Annotated in this window: 23 protein-coding genes and 1 pseudogene; 10 read left to right on the top strand and 14 right to left on the bottom strand. The window is 67.8% G+C overall.

Features of this window, described 5'->3' with window-relative positions; all coding sequences use genetic code 11:
- Positions 1–15: 15 nt before the first annotated feature.
- The 5 genes from QE374_RS01510 to QE374_RS01490 all read left to right on the top strand — a co-directional run bounded on the left by QE374_RS01510 (position 16) and on the right by QE374_RS01490 (position 6461).
- Positions 16–1155 (top strand): glycosyltransferase, encoded by a 1140-nt coding sequence (locus tag QE374_RS01510; protein WP_309731573.1) that lies wholly within the window; start codon positions 16–18, stop codon positions 1153–1155.
- Entirely contained in the window at positions 1152–2216 is a 1065-nt protein-coding gene (locus tag QE374_RS01505) for a glycosyltransferase (protein WP_309731572.1), read from the top strand. The genes QE374_RS01510 and QE374_RS01505 overlap by 4 nt, the downstream gene beginning before the upstream one ends.
- Positions 2213–3685 (top strand): glycosylase, encoded by a 1473-nt coding sequence (locus QE374_RS01500; RefSeq protein WP_309731570.1) that lies wholly within the window; start codon positions 2213–2215, stop codon positions 3683–3685. The genes QE374_RS01505 and QE374_RS01500 overlap by 4 nt, the downstream gene beginning before the upstream one ends.
- Positions 3686–4675: 990 nt before the next feature.
- Positions 4676–6034, top strand: a complete 1359-nt coding sequence (locus tag QE374_RS01495) for a divalent metal cation transporter (RefSeq protein WP_309731568.1) — start codon at positions 4676–4678, stop codon at positions 6032–6034.
- Positions 6035–6272: 238 nt separating this feature from the next.
- Positions 6273–6461, top strand: coding sequence for a hypothetical protein (locus tag QE374_RS01490; protein ID WP_309731567.1), 189 nt, complete (start codon positions 6273–6275; stop codon positions 6459–6461).
- A 682-nt stretch (positions 6462–7143) separates the two neighbouring features.
- Here the strand turns inward: QE374_RS01490 and QE374_RS01485 are convergent.
- Together QE374_RS01485 and QE374_RS01480 are read right to left on the bottom strand one after the other, a co-directional pair.
- Complete coding sequence (locus QE374_RS01485; protein ID WP_309736568.1) at positions 7144–7311, bottom strand: hypothetical protein; 168 nt, start codon at positions 7309–7311, stop codon at positions 7144–7146.
- Positions 7312–7372: 61 nt separating this feature from the next.
- Positions 7373–7675 (bottom strand): annotated as a pseudogene (locus QE374_RS01480) (tyrosine-type recombinase/integrase); the annotation flags it as partial.
- A gap of 164 nt (positions 7676–7839) precedes the next feature.
- Between QE374_RS01480 and QE374_RS01475 the strand changes: the two are divergent.
- Together QE374_RS01475 and QE374_RS01470 are read left to right on the top strand one after the other, a co-directional pair.
- The gene (locus QE374_RS01475) at positions 7840–8754 is read left to right on the top strand and encodes an AEC family transporter (RefSeq protein WP_309731564.1); all 915 of its coding nucleotides are present in this window, start codon (positions 7840–7842) and stop codon (positions 8752–8754) included.
- 88 nt (positions 8755–8842) lie between these two features.
- The gene (locus QE374_RS01470; RefSeq protein WP_309731563.1) at positions 8843–9400 is read left to right on the top strand and encodes a DUF308 domain-containing protein; all 558 of its coding nucleotides are present in this window, start codon (positions 8843–8845) and stop codon (positions 9398–9400) included.
- Between the two features lie 49 nt (positions 9401–9449).
- Here the strand turns inward: QE374_RS01470 and QE374_RS01465 are convergent, their stop codons facing one another.
- Positions 9450–10223, bottom strand: coding sequence for an SDR family oxidoreductase (locus QE374_RS01465; protein ID WP_309731560.1), 774 nt, complete (start codon positions 10221–10223; stop codon positions 9450–9452).
- Between the two features lie 114 nt (positions 10224–10337).
- Here QE374_RS01465 and QE374_RS01460 point away from each other — a divergent pair, with 114 nt between their 5' ends.
- Both QE374_RS01460 and QE374_RS01455 read left to right on the top strand, forming a co-directional pair.
- A complete protein-coding gene (locus QE374_RS01460; protein ID WP_309731558.1) occupies positions 10338–11117 on the top strand; it encodes a glycerophosphodiester phosphodiesterase family protein in 780 nt (259 codons plus the stop codon).
- 100 nt (positions 11118–11217) lie between these two features.
- Positions 11218–11595 carry an RNA polymerase-binding protein RbpA gene (locus tag QE374_RS01455; RefSeq protein ID WP_137417009.1) on the top strand — a complete coding sequence of 126 codons (378 nt, stop codon included), beginning with the start codon at positions 11218–11220 and terminating at the stop codon, positions 11593–11595.
- A gap of 51 nt (positions 11596–11646) precedes the next feature.
- On the opposite strand, the gene lnt is transcribed toward QE374_RS01455, so the two are convergent.
- The 9 genes from lnt to QE374_RS01410 all read right to left on the bottom strand — a co-directional run bounded on the left by lnt (position 11647) and on the right by QE374_RS01410 (position 21454).
- Positions 11647–13179, bottom strand: coding sequence for an apolipoprotein N-acyltransferase (lnt, locus tag QE374_RS01450; RefSeq protein ID WP_309731555.1), 1533 nt, complete (start codon positions 13177–13179; stop codon positions 11647–11649).
- Between the two features lie 38 nt (positions 13180–13217).
- A complete protein-coding gene (locus tag QE374_RS01445; RefSeq protein ID WP_309731553.1) occupies positions 13218–15689 on the bottom strand; it encodes a DEAD/DEAH box helicase in 2472 nt (823 codons plus the stop codon).
- Entirely contained in the window at positions 15686–16438 is a 753-nt protein-coding gene (gene tatC, locus QE374_RS01440) for a twin-arginine translocase subunit TatC (RefSeq protein ID WP_309731551.1), read from the bottom strand. Before tatC ends, QE374_RS01445 begins: the two co-directional genes overlap by 4 nt.
- A gap of 63 nt (positions 16439–16501) precedes the next feature.
- A complete protein-coding gene (gene tatA / locus QE374_RS01435) occupies positions 16502–16756 on the bottom strand; it encodes a twin-arginine translocase TatA/TatE family subunit (RefSeq protein ID WP_137417013.1) in 255 nt (84 codons plus the stop codon).
- Between the two features lie 63 nt (positions 16757–16819).
- Positions 16820–17791: a WYL domain-containing protein gene (locus QE374_RS01430; protein ID WP_309731549.1), complete on the bottom strand. Its 972-nt coding sequence runs from the start codon at positions 17789–17791 to the stop codon at positions 16820–16822.
- Complete coding sequence (locus QE374_RS01425) at positions 17788–18777, bottom strand: WYL domain-containing protein (RefSeq protein WP_309736566.1); 990 nt, start codon at positions 18775–18777, stop codon at positions 17788–17790. The genes QE374_RS01430 and QE374_RS01425 overlap by 4 nt, the downstream gene beginning before the upstream one ends.
- A gap of 55 nt (positions 18778–18832) precedes the next feature.
- Complete coding sequence (locus QE374_RS01420; RefSeq protein ID WP_309731547.1) at positions 18833–19744, bottom strand: hypothetical protein; 912 nt, start codon at positions 19742–19744, stop codon at positions 18833–18835.
- 4 nt (positions 19745–19748) lie between these two features.
- Complete coding sequence (locus QE374_RS01415) at positions 19749–20771, bottom strand: tRNA (adenine-N1)-methyltransferase (RefSeq protein WP_309731545.1); 1023 nt, start codon at positions 20769–20771, stop codon at positions 19749–19751.
- The gene (locus QE374_RS01410) at positions 20768–21454 is read right to left on the bottom strand and encodes an HAD family phosphatase (protein ID WP_309731543.1); all 687 of its coding nucleotides are present in this window, start codon (positions 21452–21454) and stop codon (positions 20768–20770) included. Before QE374_RS01410 ends, QE374_RS01415 begins: the two co-directional genes overlap by 4 nt.
- A gap of 110 nt (positions 21455–21564) precedes the next feature.
- Here QE374_RS01410 and QE374_RS01405 point away from each other — a divergent pair, with 110 nt between their 5' ends.
- Complete coding sequence (locus QE374_RS01405) at positions 21565–22428, top strand: PAC2 family protein (RefSeq protein ID WP_309736564.1); 864 nt, start codon at positions 21565–21567, stop codon at positions 22426–22428.
- Between the two features lie 13 nt (positions 22429–22441).
- Here the strand turns inward: QE374_RS01405 and QE374_RS01400 are convergent, their stop codons facing one another.
- Positions 22442–23278 carry an undecaprenyl-diphosphate phosphatase gene (locus tag QE374_RS01400; RefSeq protein WP_309731541.1) on the bottom strand — a complete coding sequence of 279 codons (837 nt, stop codon included), beginning with the start codon at positions 23276–23278 and terminating at the stop codon, positions 22442–22444.
- 30 nt (positions 23279–23308) lie between these two features.
- Positions 23309–24622 (bottom strand): M20/M25/M40 family metallo-hydrolase, encoded by a 1314-nt coding sequence (locus QE374_RS01395; protein WP_309731539.1) that lies wholly within the window; start codon positions 24620–24622, stop codon positions 23309–23311.
- Positions 24623–24738: the final 116 nt, after the last annotated feature.

Here is a 24738-nt window from a genome sequence, read left to right as displayed (position 1 = left end):
CGGAAGGCGTCCCGGATGACGCGATACGGATTCGTCAGTACTTTCCCGCCAACCCGATGCGGGCTGGCGACCTTTACCGCCGCGTTGGCTGGGGTTCTCGCCGCCCGTCCCGGAGACGAGTCGGTGATCGTCCGCGTCGACGACGGGGTCCCAGCCGGCCCTTCCCTTCCCAGCTCGCGACTGCGGATCGCGGGCATCCTGCACCCGGGGGATCTGCCCAGCAGGATTCGAGCCGCCGTGGCACTGAACCGCTGCGACGTCGTGGTCGTCCAGCACGAGTACGGCATCTACGGCGGAACCGATGGTGAGGAAGTCATCGATCTGCTGGATCGCATCCGCCGCCCGGTCGTCACCGTCATGCACACCGTACTTGCCACGCCCCGACCGCATCAGCGGACCGTCACCGTGGCAGTCGCTGACCGGAGCGACGCGGTCGTCGCCATGACTGCCGCGGGATCGCAACTGCTCGTCGACGAGTTCGGCATCCCCTCTTCACGTTTGCGCCTCATCCCGCACGGCGTGGACGAGTGGAGCCTGTCCATGCCGGCCGGCGCGCCGCACCCGCCGACGGTCCTGACCTGGGGGCTACTCGGACCGGGTAAGGGCATCGAATGGGGCATCAGGGCGGTCGCCTTGATGAAGGCGACCGGATCCGCTCCGGTGTACCGGGTGCTCGGGCAGACGCACCCGAAGGTCATCCTGGAGAGCGGTCAGCGGTACCGCAGAGCGCTATGGGCGCTTGCTGATGAGTTGGGAGTGGGAGAGCTCGTCGAGATCGATGGACGATATCGTGAGCCTGAAGAGCTCGCCCTTGACGTCGCGGCGACCGATGCGATCCTGCTTCCTTACGATTCCCGGGAACAGACCACTTCCGGGGTGCTCGTCGAGGCGGTGGCTGCCGGCCGGCCGGTGATCGCGACGAGGTTCCCGCACGCCGTGGAACTCCTGTCCGAAGGCACGGGACTGCTCGTCGACCAGAAGAATCCGGCACAGATCGCGGAAGCCATCACATCGACCTTGCGCAAGGTCGCCACGGCGCCGGCCGCGAGGCGACAGATCGTGCATGAGCCGCTTGTCAACGGATGGTCATCTGTGGGTGCGCAGTACCGGGCACTCGCCGCCGATCTGATGCATGCCCTGCAGGTCGCCGGATGAACGTCGACGCGGTCGCGGTGGACCGGTTGCACTCGACCGGAGTGCTGCCGATGGGTCATCTGATTGCTCTCACCGGACCGTATGGCGTGTACGAGCATGCCCGAGGCGAAACGCCCCGCATCGAGCATGGATACTGTACGGACGATGCGGCCCGGGTGCTCGCGGTGATCGCCCGGGAAAGGGTGCCGCGCGGGTTCGCGGCCAGCGCGCGGTTGCGATACCTGACCAACCTGGCGCTGTCGTTCCTAGAGCAGGCTGTCGCGCCCGACGGCTCCGTCCGCAACAGAATGTCCGCGGACGGTGCGTGGACCGACGCCCCGAGCATCGGCGATTGGTGGGGACGCGCCGTCTGCGGACTCGGATCCGCCGTTCGCCACTCGCCCGACCCCGGTATCCGCGCGCGGGCTCTTCGCGTCTTCCTGCGCGCGGCTCGGCGCAGCTCGCCCGACGTGCGCGCCTCCGCGTTCGCAGCCATCGGCGCGGCCGACATCCTCGAGGCCCTCCCCGGGACGGTGGCCGCTCGTGCGCTGCTCACCGACAGCCTGCGTAGGATCCCGCGTCCGCACGGCACGGATCAGAGCTGGCCAGAGCAGCGATTGCGCTACGCGAACGGCGCGCTCTGCGAAGCGCTGATCGCGGGTGGTCAGGCGTTGCAGCAGCCAGGCATGATCGACAGCGGACTCGTGATGCTGCAGACGCTCCTGCGCCTCGAAACGAGGCCCTCCGGGGTCATGTCCTTCGTGGGCGCCGAGGGGCGTGATCGTTCGGATTCGGAGCGATCGGGCGACCAGCAGCCGATCGAGCCCGCCACGATCGCCGAGGCGTGCATGCGAGCGGCGGCGATCACCCGGGACGAGAAGTGGTCTCGCGCGGCGTTGCGGACATGGGCCTGGTTCACCGGGGAGAACGACGCCGGCATCGCTATGTTCGACCCCGAAACAGGTGCAGGATACGACGGGCTCGAACCTGGAGGGCGCAACGAGAACCGGGGCGCGGAGTCAACCCTTGCCGCGCTCAGCGCCTACCAATGCGCGCGCTACGCGCGAGGCACGCGAACATGACGTTCCTGACCGTGGACACCGGGGTCGAGTTGAGCGCGCGCGCCGACAGGGTCGTGGCGCGGTTCTTCCTCCCCGGAGAGGGCACACCGGGCGGCAGCTCCCGCACGCAGGCGGTCCTCGACCGGGTGCTCGCCCTCCCGCCCGAAGCGCTGGCTGCCGCCGCCCAACGAATCCGCGATCGCATCGTGGACCCGTCGCCTATGGCCGATGTGCTTCAGAACGCCGCAATGGTCCGCCTCCCCGATGCGCCGCACCTCGGCGCGGACGCGACGATGGTGATCGGAGCCGCCTTCACCGCGGAGTACTCGATCGAGGGGGTGTCGCTGTGCAACCCGAGCACGGTAGAGCACCCGGATCAGACCGGGCTAATGCCGGGGCAGCTGCGGGTGTTGCTCTCGCTGCGCTCGATCGGAGAAGGGCACCTTTCCTCGATCCAGTTCTGCGCTGCGGTGATCGGGCCGGGACTCACCTGGGAGTTCCTGCGGCGACAGGCGCCCCCTTGCCTTCCTGCCGTGCGCCACGGTGAGTGGACGAAGGATCACTTCCTCCGCGCTCTCGAACATAACGGTGGCACCGACGAGCTCGTCGACGCCATCGGACAGACGCTGCCGAATAGGTTCCGAGGTCAGGTGATCGAGCAGGCCATTCAGGCGCTCCGCGCGCCGTTGCTGCAGCGACGTGGTGCTCGGGCTCAGCTTGACGCGATGCGGATAGTCGCCGATTCCGCCTACGACGTGATCTTCCCCAAAGAAAGCGAACTCAGTACGCGTGTGCTTCTCCCGGTCGCCGACGAAGAACGGCGGGGAATCGAGGATCTCCGCCTCGTCCAAGGCCTGCAGGCCGACGGAGCACGCTACGGCGGTACGTTCACGGCGTACGACGGTCACGCCATCTCCTCACGCCTGCTGACGACGACCGACTTCCGAGAATTCGCGGTGCACCGGCTCACGGGACCGCCGGCCCAGACGAAGGGAATGGCGTTGTTCCCCCGGCAGATCGGAGGGGAGCATCTGGCCCTGAGCAGAGGCGACGGGGAATCGCTCGCACTGACTCGTTCCTTGGACGGTCTGGTGTGGGGTGCCGAGACGATCCTGCGGACTCCCACCGCCGCCTGGGAGATCGTTCAGATCGGAAACTGCGGTTCGCCGATCGAGACGCCTCAGGGCTGGATCGTCCTCACCCACGGCGTCGGGCCGTTGCGCGTCTACAGCATCGGAGCGCTGCTCCTGGATCTGGAGGATCCCTCGCGAGTGATCGGCGTTCTCCCCGAGCCGCTGATCGAGCCTCCCCAAGACTCCGGCGGCTATGTTCCGAACGTCGTTTACAGCTGCGGAGGGCTACTTCACGACGGAATCCTGTGGATCCCCTACGGCGTGGACGACCAGCGCATACGGGTCGCGCACGTCAATGTCCAGCGCCTGCTGTCCGCGATGACTGCACCAGAGGATGCCGGAGCCCGCCGAACGTGACCCGTGAGGCGCCCAGCCGACGGCGATGACCACAGCTCGCAAACGCGCGAACACCCCGCGCCGACGAAGGAATCGTCCTGCGGCGACAGACATCGGTGCTCACGGCGCACCGGTCGGTGCCCATCCGTTCAGGTTGATACAGGTGCCGCACCGGCCGACACCTGCTGGGGCCGGAATAGTCCTGATCCGAGCAGCATCCGAGCGCTCGACGCCTCTTATCGGGGGAGGGCGGATCTGCAAACCTTGCGGAACCACTAGTAACTAGTGGTGTGGTTGCGTATTCCTGGAGCGGCGCATCGCTAGGCAGTTCGCGGGTGGCGTCCGTGGAAGCCACCCGCCAGGGTATGCTCGGCCGTTGAACGCCGGGCTTGACGTCGGAGTGATGTCATATCTTGCGGTCAGGATTGGGGCGATACCGGCGCAGATCCAGTTGTGGGCGCCCCTCGCGCGCTAGCGTGTCGTCCACTTCGATCTCGGTCACGCCGTCTGACGAGCGATCGTGTCCTCGGCCGTCATAGGCGACGAGGTGCTGCCTCCGGAACGCTACGGATTCCCCCTTGATCGGCATGCGCGACAGGTCGGAGTCTGCAAGCGAGATGACGGGTGCCCCCGCCCCTCTGTTCGCTCGTCCCCACGGTGCGAACCGAGGGCAACGGCAGGGGAGAACAGCCGTCGCGGCGTGCGCAGATCTGTGACCGGTACTGCGCCGGCGACGCTGACCAGACGCTCCGAGTCTGTAGGGACTCATAGCCTCGAAAGGGGAACTCTCACCGCGAGGCGGCGGCAGCTTGGGGACGGGGCCCGTGGAGCCCGTCGCGTGGCGAGCAAGTGGTGCGAACTCCGCGACTGCGATGTTGCGCGAGCACATCCATCATGTGGCGAGCTGAACATCTTGGCTCCGCGGCCTCGCAGCGGCTCTGGTCCCGCTGACCGGCGCTCCGTCCTCGGCCTTTGAATTCCCGGGAGCTTGCGCGGATACACTGACCTCGGATGACTGAGCGGCCTGCCGATGCTGTGCACGGTGCCGATGCCTTGCCTGAGCGCGAGGGCGGTGCCCCCGTGGTGAGGCCGCAAAGGCGAGTGGGGCGCCTGCTGAAGATTCTGGGGCCCGGGCTCGTGACAGGGGCCGCAGACGATGATCCCTCGGGCATCGCGACGTATTCGCAAGCCGGAGCACAGTTCGGATTCGCGACCCTGTGGACGATGCTGCTCACGTTCCCGCTCATGGTTGCCGTGCAGGACGCGTGCATGCGGATCGGCGCGGTCACGGGAAAAGGGCTCGCCGCCGTCGTGCGCGATCAGTACCCGAAAGGGGTGCTGTATCCGGTCGTCGCGCTCCTCGTCTCGGCGAACACGTTCAACATCGGGTCCGATATCGGAGCGATGGCCGCGAGCACCCAACTCCTCATGCCCGGGATCCCGATCGCGGCGATCGCCATCGCCTTCGTTGTCCTGATCATCGGCCTCGAGGTCTTCATCTCCTACAAGGTGTACATCCGTATCCTCAAATGGCTCGCGCTCGCACTGTTCGCCTACGTGGTCACCGCCTTTCTCGTCACCGTGCCATGGAACAAAGCGCTGCTGGTGACGGTGATCCCGCACGTTCAGTTGGACCGGAGCTTCCTGTACATCGTCGTCGGCATCTTCGGCACCACCATCTCTCCCTACCTGTTCTTCTGGCAGACGAGCAACACGGTCGAAGACGAGATCGCGGAACATCGGGAGGACGTGGGCGGCAGCGTTCCCCGGATCAGCAAGAACTATGTACGCCGGCTTCGCATCGACACGACGATCGGCATGTTCTTCTCCAACCTGATCGCCTGGTTCATCATCCTCGTTGGCGCCGTCGTGCTGAACACAGCAGGCGTCACCAACATCACCACCGCAGCGGATGCAGCGAAGGCACTCCAGCCGCTGGTCAACAGCTTCCCGAACTCCGGCTACATCGCACAGCTCATCTTCGCTATCGGCGTCATCGGCATCGGACTGATGAGCATCCCCGTCCTCGCAGGCTCCAGCGCCTACGCCGTCGCCGAAGCCTTCCGATGGCACGAAGGACTCTCGCGCCGTTTCGCGCAAGCGCGGGGCTTCTACGCCGTCATCATCGCCGGCACACTCATCGGCCTCCTCCTGAACTTCGTCGGTCTCGACCCCCTGCAAGCGCTGGTGCTCACCGCCGTGATCAACGGCATCGTTGCCGTGCCACTGATCTTCCTGATCATCCGCCTTTCCAGCCGCCATGACCTCATGGGCGAGCACAGAAGCGGACCCTGGTCACGCATCGGGCTCTGGAGCGCTTTCGCAGTCATGGCAGCCGCGGCGATCGCCCTTCTCCTCACCACGATCTAACGCCCGCACCTCGCGCGACCAGCCACGGTGCGCCCCCATACGTTCGCTGCTCAGCGCCGACTTCACGGTGCTGCTGCGCTGTCCATTGGTGCACGCGACGGTACCTTCCGAGTTCGTCTCGACCCGATAGGACCAACGACCTCCGTGAGCCTCGCCGGTCGATGCATGCTGTGAGCGTCCCCGCGCCGAAAGACCATGACCATGAGCATCGACATCCATGTGATGGGAGTATCAGGGGGTGGACACCGCGGTGGTTCGTGAGACTGTCGGGCTCGAGGAGATACCTGCGTTCTTCTCACGGGCGTTCGGCGCAATCATGCAGGTGCTCACTGCGCAGGGTGTTCATCCCATCGGCCCGCCGTTCGGTAAGTACTACGGCATGCCCGGAGCCGTCGTTGACGTAGAGGCCGGGTTCCCGATCCAGTGACCTGTTCAGGCCTCCGGAGAGAACCCCAGATCAACCTCTAGATCCAACAGGGTGGGAACCGTTACCCGATTCTTCATGATTGCGAGAAGCGCGGGTAGTGTCGATCTTGGTGGTGCGGGTGCGTAGTCCTGAGCGGCGTATTCGTCAGGCAGCTGGCGGGTGGACGTCGGGGCAGTCTGCGAGGCAGCAGCCGCGGATCGGTTGCTCTGGGGTGCCCATGTCGGCTTCCTTGACGCAGGAGCAGGTCGAGCATGCGCATGCGCTGCCGGGTGCAGGGTGGCCCAATCGCTCACGGCCCTGATCGGAGAGATCGGCACTGAAGAGGACACGATGGTGCTGGCCATCGACGGTGAGGAAGACGTCTTCTGATCTAGGTGTGACAGAGGAGAATAGCGCCTCTGGCTGGGCCTCGCGGCTGCTGATGTGCGTGCCGCAACCCGGACACGTGCCGTGGAGGCGTGTGGCCCGTTGGTAGCAGCGCCGACAGATGCGGCCCTCCGGCCAGGTCGTCGCGAATCGAACCCCGGTCCGGCCGCAGCGTGTGCAACCGGCGTCCGCGTGGCGGGCGTTCAACTGGGCCGGTGGATCCGTGCCCGGGCGGGCCGGATCGCGTCGGTGCGGGAGAGGGTGGACGCGTCGGTCGTTCCGGTTGCGCGGGTGCGGGACGCGGTCGCGGTGACCGTCACCGGGACGAGATCCTCGAAGGTGCAGTCGAGCGTATCGAGGATCGCGCCGAGCAGGATGAGGTTGATCCGCTCGGGGTGCCGGAAAGAAGTCGGTAGAGCTGCGAGTCGGAGAGCGTGATCCCGCGGTCGGCGAGGTGGGGGATCAGGTCGGAGATGGTCGTCATCCCGCGGGCGGCCATCAGCTCCCGCAGCCGCCAGCCGTGGTCAACGCGCCGAATCATGGGGTCACTCCTTGGTCGTGAGGGCTTGCGTCGCCATGCGGGCGATCGCGTCGTCGACGACGCGGGCCCGGTAGTCGGGGGAGAGGCCGGTGGAGATGGATGTGGTTGAGGCGTGTTCGTGCCCGACCTGCCGCTGGACGAAGAACGCGTCGTAGCCTTCCTCGACCAGGTGGGTGACGTAGGAGCGGCGTAGCGAGTGGAAGTCGAGATCGTCGGTCAGACCGGCCTCGCGGTTGACCTCGGCGAACATCCGGCTGATCTGACCGGCGGTGATGATCTGGTTCCCGCGTTCGCTCGGCCAAAGACTCGTGGATCCGGGCGGGGCGTAGAGCGGGCGGACCTCGTCACGGCATAGGCGAGGTCGACCAAATCACAATGACATAATGTGCATTATCGGTAATCACGCAGTCATGGGGACGCAGACGCGATTCCCGAACGATTCCGCGCACAGGCGCGCCCTAGGCTGAAGACGTGCTGGAGACGCTGACCGGGTTCGCCGTCGTCGGAACCGCCATCATCGTCGGCTACATCATCGGGCGCATCGATCTCCTCGGTCCGCACGCACGACATGTGCTGAGTCGGCTCACGTTCTACGTGCTCTCGCCGTTCCTCCTGTTCACCGTGCTGAGCCAAGCGGACATCACGACCCTGTTCTCCGCGCTGCTTCCCGTGTCGACGATCGCCGCCGTGGTGATCATCGGGCTGCAGTGGCTGCTCGCGCGCTTCGTGTGGCGCCGGAGCGTCGGCGATGCGACGATCTCCGCCCTTTCGGCCGGTCAGGTCAACTCCAACAACATCGGAATCCCGCTGTCGTTGTACCTGCTCGGCAGCGCCGCCTACCCGGCGCCCGTCATTCTGATGCAGTTGCTGCTGTTGACACCCGTCGCGCTCGCGATCCTGGATGCCGCCACCACCGGCACACGTTCGTTCTGGCGCGTGCTGGGCCGGACCGCACGCAATCCCATCGTGATCGGATCGGCGCTCGGAACACTCGTGTCGGTCTCGGGCATCGCGCTTCCGGCGATCGTCCTGGAGCCCGCGCTGCTGATTGCGAACGCGTGCGTTCCCATCCTCCTGATCAGCTACGGCATCTCGCTCCACGGCCAGCGCGTCCTGGCGGATGCCGGCCGCCGCGGTGAGGTGCTGATCGCGAGCGCGCTCAAGCTGTTGGCGATGCCCGCGGCTGCGTGGGCGTTGGCGACGCTCTTCGGACTCTCGGCGCACGAGGTGCTCATCGTCACGGTGCTGGCCGCTCTGCCGACGGCGCAGAACGTCTTCAACTACGCCCAGCGCTATGGCGTGGGCGAGTCCGTCGCGCGCGACACGATCTTCCTCACGACCGTCGGCAGCGTGCCCGTGCTGTTGGGGATCGTGCTCCTGCTGTGACGCATCGAGTCGGACACCACTCCCCTGCGACGCCTCACCGCGCTACGGTGGATCCGTACACTCAGCTTCTTTTCAGAAAGAGCAGGACATGTCCGAGACCGTTACCCCCAGCGCCGACAAGACCTTCGTCAACGGCATCCGCACCGCCTTCGGGATCGGCGGCGCGATCGCCCTGATCGTCGGCATCCTCATCCTCGTGTGGCCGCTGAAGACGGCCGCGGTGGGAACCGCCATCATCGCCGTCTACGCGATCGCCTCCGGCCTGGTCTATGCGGGGCTCGGCATCTTCTCGAAGACGCTCGGCGGCTGGTCCCGCGTGGGTCACATCGTTCTCGGTCTGCTGTTCGTTGCAGCGGGAATCATCGCGCTCGCGAACCTCGGCGACACCACGGTGTTCCTGGCGATCTTCGTCGGAGTCTTCATCGGCATCACCTGGATCGTGGAGGGCGTCGTCGCCCTGACGACGCTGGGCAACAGCGCCTCACGGGGCTGGACCATCTTCTTCGCGGTGATGAGCCTGATCGCGGGCGTCATCCTCGTGTTCTCGCCGCTCTACGTGGCGCTGCTGTGGCTGTTCGTCGGCGCCTCGCTCGTCATCCTGGGCATCATCCAGATCGTGCGCGCCTTCTCCTTCGGCCGCTCCTGACAACGCGAGAACGCCCCCGGATCCTCGGATCCGGGGGCGTTCTGCACACTCACTCGGCGACGAACGAGCTGGTCTCCCCCACGAGGCGCGTGTTGTCCGCGGGCACCGGCTCGACCGCCGCGAGAGCGACCTCAGCCGCGAATTCGGACACGTTGTAGAGCTTGCCGGCATCCTCACGGCGCAAAGCGATGGCGCCGGGGTTCGCGCGCTCCAGAAGCGTCGCGGTGATGGTGCCTTCGATCATGTCTCCGGAGACGACGACGAACTCGACGCCGCGCTCGGACAGGGCGGGGATCCGCTCGCGAAGCGCATCCTCACCGGCGCGCTTGGAGAGAGCCACCGGCTCGTACTCGGGCATGGTGGGCGTCGTGTGGATGAAGTGCGCCTGATGACTCGTCACGAAGACGACGCGCGACCCCGAACCCAGCAGAGGCAGCGCGGTCTCGAGCACGCGCACCTGAGCGTCCCGGTTCAACTGCAGCGCGTAGTCGGCGGCCATGCCGCCTTCCATGCCGCCCGAAGCGTTGAGCACGAGAATGTCGAGGGATCCGAACGTCTGCTCCACTTCCGAGAACATCGCCTGCACCGATGCCTCGTCCGTGAGGTCCGCTCCGACCACGAGCACCTGCACGCCGAGCTCGCGCAGCTGCGCGGCGAGCTTCTCAGCGCGCGGCGCCTTGTTACGGAAGTTGATGACGACGTTCGCGCCGGCCTGTGCGAAGTAACGCACGGTGTCGGCTCCGATGCCGCGCGACGACCCGGTCACGAGAGCGGTCTTGCCGGTGAGGGAACCGGCGGCGAGGGGGGTGAGCGAATCGGTCACGGGCACTCCTGAATCTGGCGCGAAAAGGCGTCGCCGCGCGCCGGAGCGGCGCATCGGGGCGACACCCGACCCTACCAATCCCCGCTCCTCGTCGCGCGCGATAGCGTGGGCGCCGTGACGCATCCCTACCTGAGTGGCGCACCTCGTCCCCGTATCCTCGCCCACCGAGGACTCGTGCCCGTGGGAAGCCCCGAGATGGTCGAGAACTCGTTCGCGGCGATCGCCGCCGCTCATGCCGCGGGCGCGGTCTACGTGGAGTCGGATTGTCATCTGACACGGGACGGCGAGGTCGTCCTCTTCCACGATGACGACCTCTCGCGGGTAGCGGGCGATCCGCGCCTGGTGCGCGACGTGACGCTGCGCGAGCTCGAGGATCTCATGGCAGACCGGGGCGGGCTCGCGAGCTTCGAACAGGCCCTGCAGAGCTTCCCCGACGTGCGCTTCAACATCGACGTGAAGGCGGATGCGGCGGCCGAGCCCGCCGGACGCCTCGCCGCGAGCGCGGCCGAGCGGGTCCTGCTGACGAGCTTCTCGGAGCGCCGACGCCGAACGGCTCTCGCCGCGGCGGGACGCGCCCGCCCCACGCTGCTGCCGGCCACCTCCGCCGGTGCGACGCTGGTCGCGCGCGTCGCCGCGGCCGCAGTCACCGGTTCCCGCCGACTGGTAGACCGCACGCTCGCGGGAATCGACGCTCTTCAGGTACCGGAGTATCAGAACCGCATCCGTGTCGTCACGCCGCGCTTCCTGGATGCGGTGCACGGGGCCGGCGTGGAAGTGCATGTGTGGACGGTCAACGAGGAGTCGGACATGCGACGCCTGATCGGGATGGGGGTGGACGGCCTCGTGACCGACCGCGCCGATCTCGCGCTGCGGATTCTCGGCCCTGGTCGCTGAAGATAGACTGTGAGTTGTGCTCCGTCATAGCCGCCTCGGATGATCCTCCCAACTCGACGCGTTATACCGGGTAAGCACCACGCGACGAGAGGACCACACAATGGCAGACCGCAGTCTTCGCGGCATCCGACTCGGCGCCCAGAGCCTACAGAGCGAAGAGGGCGTCGTTTTTCATGAGCGCGCGCAGCAGACGTACGTCTGCAGCGTGTGTTCGAAAGAGACCACACTGACTTTCGCGGCAGACGCTGAGCCGCCGCAGACCTGGGAGTGCCGCGCTTGCGGCGGAGAGGCACTGCTGCGCGTGGGCGAGCAGACCGTCTCCGTCGACCACAGCGACGACAAGGCCGCGCGCACCCACTGGGACATGCTGCTGGAGCGCCGCACGATCCCGGAGCTCGAAGAGCTGCTGGAAGAGCGTCTCGCCTTCGTCCGCGCCCGCCGCGGCGCAGGTGACGACGTCACCAAGAAGACCGCCTGAGCGCATTCTTGAGAACGGCGCCGCACCCTTCGGGGGCGGCGCCGTTCTTCGTTATGCGCGGTTGCGGCGCGGTCCGCGCAGCCTGGCCGTGAGCCCCGCCGCCAGCAGCGCGATCAGGCTGCCCCAGGCGAAGACCGCGTGCAGAGCGGGGCCGAGCACCATCGCGGCGGTCGTTCCGGTCCGCAGCGGGACCTCGGTGACCATCGCCCCGGCGGTGTCGGCGGCGATGCCGTCGATGACCTCGCCGGTGGGAGCGATCACCTGGCTCGTTCCCACGGTGGAGATGTTCACGACGGCGCGTCCCGTCTCGATCGCCCGCGCGCGCGCGAACGCCAGCTGCTGGAGATTCTCGTCGGTCCCACGGAAGTCCGCGTTGTTCGTCTGGTAGACGTACACCTGCGCGCCGCCGTCGGAGGCCGCCCAGACCACGTCGTCGTAGATCACGTCGAAGCAGATGGCGAGACCGATCGGGGTCTCACCCAGTTCGACGACGGGTTCGGCGGTGCCCGGCGTGTACTCCCGTTGGATGAGGTTGATGAGATCCGGCGCCAATGCGGCGAAGAAGGGACGATCAGGAACGTACTCTCCGAACGGCACCGGGTGGATCTTGTCGTACGAGGCGACGACGCCCTTGCCCGACTCCCACAGCATCGAGGTGTTGAAATAGCGATCGCCGCGAGCCGTCGCGGCGTTCACGAGCAGGGGTGCGTCGATGCGATTCGACAGCGTGTCCAGCGTCGCGGCCGTGGTGCGATTGGCCGTCGGATCGGAATCGATGCCGCCTTCGGGCCAGACCAGCAGATCCATACGATCATCGGCGATCGCCTCGGTGGCCTTCAACTGGGCGTCGAGGAGCGCACCCCTGGTGCGCTGGTCGAAGTATCCCGCCGGGCCGTTGCCCTGTACCGACCCGATGCGCAACGCACCGTTGGCGGTGGTGGCGAAAGCCGGCGTGGCGAGTGCGATCACGGCGACGAGCACGAGCGGGACGACCGTGCGCACATCCGTGAATCTGCGCATCCGCACATACTCGATCGCTGCGGCGCACAGCAGGACCACGACGAAACCGACACCCGACATCCCGATCCACGAAAGGAGTGAGGCGAAGGGGCCGTTGACCTGAGTCACGCCCACCCTCCCCCACGGAAAGCCGCCGTACGGGAATGTACCGACCCATTGTTCGCGCAGCACCCACAGACCCGCGACGAGGACGGGAAGCACGATGAGGCGAGGCCAGACACCCTTCAGAGCCGTCGGCACCCACCGGTACGCCCAGGTGATGAGGATGGCGGCGGCACCGGTCAGGACGGCTTCGAGCACGGACAGCGCAAGCCACGGTACCGGTCCGAGATAGCGAGCGGTGAAGGAGACGTTGACGAGGAAGAAAGCGGCTCCGTACGCCGTTCCGACGAGGAACGCGCCGCCCGCGCTGCGGCCGATGAGTGAGACGAGTGCGAGCGGGATCGCGACGAACACCATCGGCCACCAGCTCAGCGCGGGAAACGCCGTGGTCAGAGCGAGTCCGCCCAGCACGGATGCGAGCACGCCGGCCCACAGCGGAAGAAGGGCACGCGGTCTCGGCACGATCTCCAGCCTAAGCCGAGTCGCCCGGGCGTCTGCCGTCAGACGCCCGCGTACGCGACGATGCCGCGACGGACGGAATCGAGCGCGGTGCGCGCGGTCGTCGCCAGTGGCGCATCGGCCACGAGCGAGAGCTGATCGAGCAGGTCGATCGTCTGCTTCGCCCACCGCACGAAGTCACCGGCGGCCATGTCGGCCTCGGTGAGCACACGATCCAGGATCGACCCGCGCGCCCACGAGTACATCGCCTGCGACAGTCCTGCCGCCGGCGATGTGGATCCGGGAAGATGGTGATCGCGCTCGAGGTCGTCGAGCCGCTGCCACAGATCCTCCGTCGCGGTGAGGGCGGCGCGGAAGGCGCCGCGGGGCAAGCCCCGCTCCCCCACTCCCGCCTCGTCGCGCCGGGGCTCGTAGACGAGCGCGCACACCAGCGCCGCCAGCGACGGAGCGTCGAGGCGATCCCAGATCCCGGTGCGCAGAGATTCGGCGACGAGAAGGTCGCGCTCTCCGTAGATGCGCCGCATCCGTCGACCCGATGCGGTGAGGACGGTGCGCCCGGCGTCGTCGTGAGAGACGTAGTCGAGCTCACTCAGGACGTCCACAACGCGATCGAAGACCCGAGCGACCGTGCCGGTGCGCGAGGAGATCTGGCTCCGCATGCGATCGACGCGCTTGTTGAGCTTGAGGTAGCGCTCGGCCCACCGCGCGTGCGACTCGCGCTCCGGGCAGGAGTGGCACGGATGATGCTGGAGCCGGCGACGGAGCGACTGGATGCGGCGGGTGCGCTCGTCGCGCGTCGCGCGGGAGGCGTTCGCGTCCTTGCGGCCGAGCTTTTCCAGCTCCGAGACCTCCTGCCGTAGTTGCGCATACTCCGCGTAGTCGCCGCGATCGCACGTCATCGCTTCGCGGTAGCCGGCCAGCGACTCCTCTGCCGCCCGTACTTCCCGGGCGAGGCCGACGACGGAGCGGTCCGCCTGGAATTGCGCGAACGACGATTCGAGGATCTCCCTCGCGCGCGTGCGGCCGAACTGGTCGATCAGATTGACCGCCATGTTGTAGGTGGGTCGGAAGCTCGAGTTCAGCGGGTAGGTGCGGCGGGACGCGAGCGCCGCGACCGCCTGGGGGTCCATCGACTCGCTCCACTGCACCACTGCGTGCCCCTCGACGTCGATGCCACGACGTCCGGCGCGGCCGGTCAGCTGCGTGTACTCCCCCGACGTGATGGCGACGCGCGCTTCACCGTTGAACTTCTCGAGCTTCTCGAGCACGACCGTGCGGGCGGGCATGTTGATCCCCAGTGCCAACGTCTCGGTGGCGAAGACCACTTTCACGAGCTTCCGGCGAAAGAGCTCTTCGACGATCTCCTTGAACGCGGGCAGAAGGCCGGCGTGGTGGGCGGCGACTCCCCGCTCGAGGTTCTCGCGCCATTCCCAGAAGCCGAGAACCGCGAGATCCTCATCCGGCAGGTTGCGGGTTCGCTCCTCGACGATCTCTCTGATCACGCGACGTTCATCGGTGTCGGTGAGGCGGAGTCCTGACCGACGCACCTGCTGCACGGCCCCGTCGCAACCCGCGCGGGAGAAGATGAAGAAGATCGCGGGGAGCAGGTTCGCCCGTCCCAGCAGATCGACGACCTCGGGCCGGTCGATGCGCTCGAGGCGCCGGGCGTTGCCGGAGCGCAGTTGCTTCGTCCCGTGCCGGTGCGGATGGCGGTGCGCGTCCGCATCCCGTCGTGCCTGCTGGCCGTACCGCTTGCGATCGTGCCCCGGGCCTCCACCGGATCGGATGCGGAGCAGTTCCTGGTTCACCTGCGCCGCGGCAACGCCGGCGCGATCGTCGAACAGCGGCAGCAGGTCGCCCCGCACGAGGACGTGCTGTTCGAGAGGCACCGGACGGGTCTCCGAGACGATGATGTCCGTCTCGCCGCGCACGGTGTCCAGCCAGTCGCCGAACTCCTCGGCGTTCGACACGGTCGCCGACAGCGACACAAGTCGTACGCTCTCGGGGAGGTGGATGATGACCTCTTCCCAGACGGCTCCGCGGAAGCGATCCGCCAGGTAGTGGACCTCATCCATCACGACGAAGCGGAGATCGCGCAGTGCGGACGAGCCCGCGTAGAGCATGTTGCGCAGCACCTCGGTCGTCATGACGACGATGCGCGCGTTGCCGTTGATGTTGGTGTCGCCCGTCAGGAGCCCGACGTTCTCCGCCCCGTAGACCTCGGTCAGCTCGCGGAACTTCTGGTTCGACAGCGCTTTCATCGGTGTCGTGTAGAAGGCCTTGTCGCGTGAGGTGAGCATGGCGAGATGGATCGCGAACTCGCCGACGATCGTCTTCCCCGCTCCGGTGGGTGCGGCCACCAGGGCGCTTCGGCCCTCTTCGAGGGATGCGCATCCCTCGAGTTGGAACGGGTCCAGTTCGAAGCGCTGCGCGGCCGCGAACGCCGCCGTCTCGGGATGGGACGCCCGCGACTGGGCCGCGGCGAACCTCTCGGCGGCGGACAGTTCCGTCACAGCGTGGTGTCCAAGAGCGCGGCCTCTCGCTTCCGACGGCGTCGGTCGAAGATCATGGACAGACCAGCCGCGGCGAAGAACAGCACGATCAGGATGGCGCCGAGCAGAAGCATGCTCACGACGTCCGCGGCGGGGGTGGCGATCGCCGCGAAGATCGTCGCGAGAAGCACCGCGACGCGCCAGCCCTTCAGGATCGCCATGCCCGACATGATGCCCGCGAGGTTGAGCGCGACGAGGAAGACGGGCAAGACGAACGAGATGCCGATCACGATCATCAGCTTGAAGATGAAGTCGTAGTACTCGGATGCCGAGTAGAAGTTCACGGCGCCCTCGGGCGTGAAGCTCCACATGACTTCGATGACGTGCGGCATGACCAGGACGGCGACATAGCAGCCGGCGAAGAAGAGCGGGATGGCCGCCGCGATGAAACCGATCGTGTACCGGATCTCCTTGCGAGTGAGCCCGGGCATGACGAACGCCCAGATCTGCCACAGCCAGACCGGTGCGGACAGGAAGATGCCGATCGTCACCGCGATCCGCATCCGCATCTCGAAGGCGGACGTCACCGTAGGAAAGTTCAGCGCGGCGAAGTTGTCACCGCGCTGCTCGGCCACGATCCGAATCGGGCCTGTCAGCCAATCCAGGATCGGATCCGTCACGAAGAAGGCCACGATCATCGCCGCGACCAGCGCGATCGCCGCGATCATCAGGCGCCGGCGCAGCTCGATGAGATGTTGCCCCAACGACATGCGCTTCTCGCGGCGCGGTTCTTCAGCTCCCGTGATGGGCGAGGCCGGGGCCGTCACGACGGGTCAGGCGCGGGTATCGGGCGAAGTCCCCGTGTCGGGGGCCTTCGGCGCGGACTCCGCCGGCGTCGGAGCCGGCGCGACGGTCGTCGCGGTGGACGGCGCAGCGGCGTCGTCTTCCTTCATGGCCTTCATCTCGCCGCGGAACACCCGGGCGGACTGTCCCACGCTCTTCGCCAGAGCCGGCAGCTTGGCAGCGCCGAAGAGGAGCAGAATCACCGCGAGGATGACCAGCAGGTGCGGCCAACCGAAAGCGCCCATGGAGATCTCCAAAAGTTCGAGGTGTCCCCAGTGTAACCCGCGCATCCGCGACCGGGTCTGGGCTCAGTCGGAGTGTTCGTACTGTGCCAGGCCTGCGTGGGCCCAGGATGCGGCGGCGCGTCGGGCCGCCTCCGGCGCCAGGATCTCGACATCGCCCGCGCGGCGAGCAGCGAGCCGGCGCAGCACACCCTCGTCCGCGAGACGGACGGTGGCGGTCGCCATACCGCCCGAGATCTCGATCTCGGCGTGCGTGAGGAACTCCCCCAGCAGCGGTGCGACGGCCTCGGGGAACCGCAGACGCGCGACGATGTCGCCCTGGAGGGTGTCGAACAGCGCCGGCAACGGGTCGGCACCGTGTGTCACCGGGATCTCGGTCACCTCGACGTCGGACACACGGTCGAGGTGGAACGTGCGCGTCGCCTGGCGCAGATGGCACCAGCCCTGCAGATACCACTGTCCGTCGGCGATGTGGACCTTCACCGGATCCACCGTGCGGGTCGTCGCCGCTGCATCCGGGGTCTTGTAGGAGAACGAGACGGCACGCCCGCGGCGGAGCGCCTCGTCCACGCGCTCGCGCACGTGGTCGACCGGAGCGGGGGCGACGATCACGTCGGCGGGAGCGGCCGCAGACCCACGCGCGAGCTTGGCCAGTAGTCCTTCGACGAGGGCGGAATCGCTCACCCCGGGCAGCGAGCCTGTCAGCTGGAGTCCTGCGAGCAGCGCCGCTGCCTCACGGGCCGTCAGACGAGGTGTGCGCTCCAGGCCGACGGTGTGCGTCAGAGCGATCCGGTCCTGCGTGTCCAGGAGATCCCAGTCGATGTCGAAGAGGTCTCCGGGCAGCGACCAGAAGCCGCCCTCTCCGGGACGTCCGATGACCGTCAGCTTCTCGACCATTCCGCGCATCTGAGCGGGGCTCACCTCGAAGTCCCGCGCCGCCTCGTCCAGCGAGACGTCGCCGCGCTCGAGGAGGTACGGCACGAGCTGCATGATCAAGGCGGCGCGCTCGGTGGCGACCAGCGGACGCGAGGCACTCATGACCGTTCTCCATGCAGCGCGATCACCGCGCGCAGCCGATCGACCACGAGTTCGCGCAGGTGCGGCGGATCCACCACGCGCGCTTCCGGGCCGTAAGAGGCGAGCTCGTCAGCGAGGATGTGCGCGTCGACGTACGGCACCAGAATGCCCTGCGCGGCGGAGCGGCCACGGCGCGAGAGGCGAAGCGCCGCCTCGGTGCCGGGATGAACTTCGATCAGGGCCTCCTGTCGTGCCGCCAGCTCCTGGAGTTCGCGCACGGCACGCTCGCCCGCGCCCGCGCGCAATGAAGGATCGAAGCCCTCCTTGGTGACCTGCACCGCGTCGGTGATGCGGGAGAGGAGGAACGTGCGCTCCGCGCCGAGCGTGACGTCCGTGCCGTAGACGTGCCAACGGGCTTCGTACTCGACGAGGGCGAGCGGTCGCACCCGGCGACGCCGAGCCGTCGACTCCCCCGGTCGCACATAGGTGAACGAGACGACGCGAGCCTGCTCGATGGCGCGCTGCAGCGGCGCGAACGCCGTGTCGCGCACGCTGATGCGCGGCGCATAGCCGACGATCTCCGCGTCCACCTCGTTTCCCAGCGCACGGATCTTGCGCAGTCCGCTCCGCGCCGGCAGCGACATGCTGTTCTCGCTCCAGACGGAGCCCGCGAGGTTCAGCAGGGCGATCTCCGCGGGCGTGAACGTGATGTCCTCGGGGAGCGCGTACTCCGCCGTCGGCACACGATAGCGGGCCTCGCGGAGGTCATCGGGATCGGCATGGTCGCCGATGGTCTCGATCGGAACGCCGAGCGCGCGCAGGTTCTCCTTGTCGCGCTCGAACATCTTCTCGAGAGCGGTCTTCGATGCGCCGGACTCCGCCTGTTCCCGGTAGCCCGACACCGAGCGGAGGATGGTGTCCTTGGTGAGCCCCTGCTCCGTGGCCATGAGAGCGACCGCGAGATTCACCAGTCGCTCCTCGGGCGCGATGGAACTCGTCTCGTTCATGGGCACCCCCATATCCTAGGCGCGCCGCTGTCTTCCGGCGCCGTGCGGGCGGGGCTCAGCCCAGTGCGCCGAGGATGTCGATCACGTAGATCGAGGCACTGCCGGATGCGTCGGCGGCAGGCTCGACGACCAGCACCTGCGAACCGATCGGAAGGCCCGCGATCGTCTGCGAGACGACGGAGTCACCGCCGAGGGTGACCGCGTCGGGCTTGTCGTCCCACGTGGTCTTCGTGACGCGCTTGGTCTTCCAGTCGACCTGCAGCACGTTCACGACGACCGTGGACCCGTCGGCGGGCACGTCGTGGTCGCCCTTCTTCAGGACCTCCACCGCGCGCTCGGTCGGTGCGGAGCCATCGGGCACCACGACTCCGGGGTGACCGTCGTCGGTGAGCACGACGGAGGGCATGCCGTGCGCGTCGTTGTACTGCGGCGCGCCGTCGGCCGCCGGCAGCAGGACGGACCGGAGATCCAGGACCGCGACGAGCGGGGTGCCCTCGGCGAGCCGCAGCTGCTCGAGGAAGCTGGGGTCGACCTGGTCGCCGGCGAGACCCACCACGATCCGCGAACCGCCGGTGGCGCACTCCAGCGCGCCCTTGATCCCGGGCAGCGCCTGGGTGAGACCCGTCAACGGCATGTAGAGCGGCTGTCCGTAGCCCTCCGCGGCCAAGACCTCGCCACTGGTCGCGTCGGCGAGCGTGAAGCCCACGTCCACGACCTGGTTGTCGGAGACGATGGCGCTGCCGTCGCCGGTGACGAGATCGTCGTACTGCACGCCGTCGATCTTGATCGGCGACGACACCTGAACCGTGGGCGCGACGGTGCTGTCGTCCCCCGACACGGTGACAAGCGAGCCGATCGCACCGAGCGAGCCGGGGCGATCACAGCCCGAAGCTGTCGACGACGAGCATCCGACGAGGGCCAGGGTCATCAGGCCGACTGCGGCGGCCGCGGCGGGGATTCTGCGCACCGGATCAGTCTACGTGCTCGTCGGTGTCGTCCTCCGCCGCCGCCTGGCGCGCGCCGGCGGCCGCGCGCTGTGCCTCACGCACGCGCTTGCGGAGGTTCTTGTCGGTGATCTGCCGCTCCCCCACCGCCCCGGGCGTCCACAGCTCCACATCCTCGTCGCTGTAGCTCGACTTGGAGGCGCGCCGCTTCTGCTCGGGAAGCACGGCGCCCGGAGCCAGCCGCCGCGCCGTCAGCAGGAACCCGGTGTGCGCGACCATGCGGTGATCCGGGCGCACAGCGAGTCCCTCGACGTGCCAGCCGCGCACGAGCGTCTCGCTCGCCTCCGGGTCGGTGAAGAGCTCGGTGTGACGGATGTACTCCGCGACCCGGCTGAGCTGCGTGGCGGTGGCGACGTAGCAGATGACCACGCCGCCGGGCGCGAGGGCGTCGGCGACCACATCGATGCACTCCCACGGCGCCAGCATGTCGAGCACGACGCGGTCGACGGATGCCGGTTCGACCGCTTCCGGCAGGCGCTCGACGAGATCCCCGACCTCGAGGGTCCAGTTCTCCGGCACGGACCCGAGGAAGGTCTCGACATTGGCACGCGCGACCTCGGCGAAGTCCTCCCGCCGCTCGAACGACGTGAGCCGCCCCGTCGCTCCGACTCCGCGAAGGAGCCAGAGCGCGAGTGCACCCGACCCGACACCCGCCTCGACGACGACCGCTCCGGGGAAGATGTCGGCCTGCGCGACGATCTGCGCCGCATCCTTCGGGTACACGATCGCGGCGCCGCGCGGCATGGACATGACGAAATCCCGCAGCAGCGGGCGCAGCGCCAAGTACTCATGACCACCGCTGTTGGCGACGACGGAGCCGTCCGGCAGGCCTTCGAGATCGCGATGACGCAGCACACCGTGATGCGTGTGCAGCTCGCCGCCCTCTTTCAGTGTGATCGTGTGCAGTCGACCCTTCGGCCCCGTCAACTGGATGCGGTCGCCGAAGCGGAAAGGGCCGCGGGGTGCGGAGGCGGGAGCGGGAGCGGTCATCGTGCGACGTCCTCGAATTCGTGATGTGCGGTGAACAGACGGGCGATGTCGTCGGCGCCGGTGTCGGCGAGCGAGGACCACAGCGCGGCGGCGCCGACGCCCTCGAGCGAGACCATGTGGGGAACCCCCAGGGCGACGGTTCCGGCTGCGATCGCGGAGCGCAGACCGTTGGGCGAGTCCTCGATCGCCACGGTGCGAGCCGGATCCACGCCGAGGGACGCACAGGCCTGCAGGTAGGGGTCTGGGAAGGGCTTCGGACGGGTGGCCTCATCGCCGGCGATCACGAAGTCGAACGCGTCGAAGTCGATGAGCTCGACGACCGCGTCCGCCATGCGGCGCAGCGACATCGTCACCAGAGCCGTACGCACACCCGCGGCGCGGAGACTGGCGAGCAGCTCACGGGCGCCGGGACGGAACGGGACGCCGTCCTCGCGCAGGGATCGCATGACGCGAGTCGTGAGCGTGTCGACGATCTCATGCTCGGGAAGACGCACGCCGGCGTCCTGCAGGAGGCGCGCCGCGTCATCGAGCCCGAGCCCGACCATGCCCAGCGCCTGCTCATGGGTCCACACACCGCCGTGCGCGGCGACGAGCGGGCCTTCGGCTGCCATCCAGTAGGGCTCGGTGTCGACGAGTGTGCCGTCCATGTCCCACAGGACGGCGTCGGGTAGCTGGGAGGTCACCGTCCCATGCTACGAGGCGCCTCGACGGCTCCCGCGCCACGGGGCGCCGCTGCGCCTATCCTGGAACGATCCCCGCGGCACTGAGCTGCTGCGGAAGAGAGGGAGTGACGGTGGAGGGACTCGGTCGGCGCGTTCTGGTCGCCGCCTTCGACGGCTGGAACGATGCGGGTGAAGCGGCATCCGCGGCGCTCGCTCTCCTGCGCGCCGAGGGCGACTACGAGCCCGTGTACTCGGTCGATCCCGAACTGTACTTCGATTACCAGTACACACGTCCCACGGTGAGCCTGGATGCGGAGGGCAATCGCGCGCTCTCGTGGCCGGAGACGACGCTGCTGCGCCCGTCGCAGCAGACCCGGGGAACGCAGCTCTGGCTGCTGACGGGGGTGGAGCCGGCACGGGCGTGGAAGGCGTTCGCCTCCGAGCTCGTCGACTTCGCCCTCGCCGAGGACATCACGGGCTTCGTCGCGCTCGGCTCGATGATGGCGGACGTGCCGCACACCCGTCCGATCTCGATCTTCGCGGGCAGCGACAGCGACGCGCTGCGCACGGGTCTCGGCCTCGAGCGGAGCTCCTACGAAGGACCCGTCGGCATTCTGAGCGTTCTCGCCCATGTCGCGGAACAGGCAGGGATCCCCGCTGCGTCGCTCTGGGCCAGCGTCCCGCACTACGTCGCGGGCCACACGCCGTCCCCGAAAGCCACGCTGGCCCTGCTGGACCGCCTGGAGGACATCACCGGGGCGAAGGTGCCACGGGGAGAGTTGTCGACGCAGGCCGCCGCGTGGGAGGCATCCATCGACGCGGCCGCGGCCGACGACGAGGAGATGACCGAGTACATCCGCGGGCTCGAGCGCACGCGCGACACCTGGGACTCGCCGGACGCATCCGGCGACGCCATCGCCCGCGAGTTCGAGCAGTATCTGCGCCGGCGCGGCGACGGGCCGGCCAAGCCCGGCCGCGACGAGCCGCGACGCTGACGCCGACTCGCGATCAGGCGGCGATGACCCCCGTGGCGAGCATGATCATCACGAACGCACCCAGCGCCACGCGGTAGATCACGAACGGCAGGAAGCTGCGCTTCGAGATCCACGCCATGAAGTACTTGATGACCACGAGCGCGACGAAGAACGCGACGATGGTCGCGGCGCCGGTCTCCCACAGGTTGAAGACGGGGTCGACCTCGGGCTCGCGCAGCACCTTGAACAACTGGTAGAAACCGCTGCCGAAGACCGCGGGGATCGCGAGCAGGAAGGCGTACCGGGCTGCCGCCGCGCGCTCGTAGCCGAGGAAGAGACCCGCGGTGATGGTGCCACCCGAACGCGACACTCCCGGCACGAGCGCGAGCGACTGCGCCAGACCGAAGACGATGCCGTGGCCGACGGTGAGGTCCTTCAGCTTGCGTCGATGCGCGCCCACCGCGTCGGCGATACCGAGGAGCACACCGAAGAAGATGAGCATCCCCGCGACCAGCCAGAGCGAGCGGAAGACACCCTCGATCTGATTCTGGAAGAAGAGCCCCAGTGCCACGATCGGCACCGATCCGATGATGATCAGCCAGCCCATCCGCGCATCGGGATCGTTGCGCGGCACGCGTCCGGTGAAGGAGCCGAACCAGTGCGAGATGATGCGGACGATGTCCTTCCAGAAGAAGATCACGACCGCCGCCTCGGTTCCGATCTGCGTGATCGCCGTGAACGCCGCTCCCGGATCCTGGGCCGAGGGCAGGAAGGCTCCGAGGATTGCGAGATGTGCGCTCGAGGAGACCGGGAGGAACTCGGTGAGGCCTTGGACGAGGCCCAGGAGGAGCGCTTCGAGGAAATTCTGCATCGACGGCCTTTCGCCTAATCGGATGACGGGTCAGCAGGTGCGGAGGAAGTCGGTCAGCACGCGCTGCCCGAACACGAGCGAATCGATCGGGACGCGCTCATCGACACCGTGGAACATACCGGTGAAATCCATGCCCGGCGGAAGGCGCAGCGGCGCGAACCCGTAACCGGTGATGCCCAGACGCGAGAGGGCCTTGTTGTCGGTGCCCGCGCCGAGCAGGTAAGGGATGACGGGAGCCTCGGGATCGTGGCGCCGGAGGGCATCGACCATACGGTCCACGAGATCGCCCTCGAACGTCGTCTCCAGGCCCACGTCACGCACGATGGTTTCGATCTCGATCCCCTCGCCGACGATGCGTCTGATGTCCGCGAGCGCCGCGTCCTCGGTTCCCGGCAGCACACGGACATCGATCAGCGCCTCGGCGCGGTCGGGGATCACGTTGTGCTTGTAGCCGGCGGTGAGCGCTGTCGCGTTCGCCGTCGTACGAAGGCTCGCCCGGAGGAATGCGGATGCGGGCCCGGCGGCGTCCGCCAGCGCGTCAGGATCGGCCCTGTCCATCCCTGTGAGACGAGACATCTCGGCGAGGAAGCGCTCCGTCGTGGCGGTCAGGCGCAGCGGCCACTCGGTACGACCGAGAGCCGCGACGGCCTCGGCGAGGCGGACCACCGCGTTGTCCGGGTGGAACCTGCTGCCGTGGCCGGCTGCGCCGCGCGCCACCAACCGCAACCAGAGGAGCGCCTTCTCCCCCACCTGCAGGAGATAGGCCCGTCGGGACCCCACATCGACGGAGAAGCCACCGACCTCGCTGACGGCCTCGGTCGCGCCGGCGAAGACCTCCGGTCGGTGCTCGACGACGAGCGAGGAGCCCTCGACGCCGCCGTTCTCCTCGTCGGCGAAGAAGGCCAGCACGAGATCGCGCTCGGGCTGTTCGCCTGCTCTCATCAGCTCCGCGACCGACGTGAGGATCATGGCGTCCATGTTCTTCATGTCCACGGCGCCGCGTCCCCACAGCATTCCGTCACGGACGACACCCGCGAACGGGTCGACGCTCCAGTCCTCCGCCACTGCGGGGACGACGTCGAGGTGGCCGTGGACGACCAGGGCCGGCCGGGTGCGGTCTCGTCCGGGCACGCGGGCGAACACGTTGGTGCGGCGCTGGACCGGTTCGTAGTACTGCGTCTCGAGACCGAGCTGCTCCAGGTAGGCGCCGACGTAGTCGGCAGCCTCGCGTTCGCCGACGGCCCGGCCACCGCCGTAGTTCGTCGTGTCGATCCGGATGAGGTCCCGCGCGATCCGCGCGACCTCGGGCAGATCGGGCGCGCCCCCGGCAGTCGCGTCCGTCATGGGGTTCAGGCTACCCGTTCCGTGTGTCCGTCCCGTGACGCGCGACACACGCGGGGCGTGCCGGATTAACGACCGGACACGGGACGTGGTAACGTTGCTCCTCGTTGCGAAAGCGA

Origin of the sequence: Microbacterium sp. SORGH_AS_0428, assembly GCF_031453615.1 — a bacterium.
Classification (GTDB): Bacteria; Actinomycetota; Actinomycetes; order Actinomycetales; family Microbacteriaceae; genus Microbacterium.
Note: the sequence above shows the minus strand (reverse complement) of the source record. Positions and strands in the feature narration are given on the sequence as shown.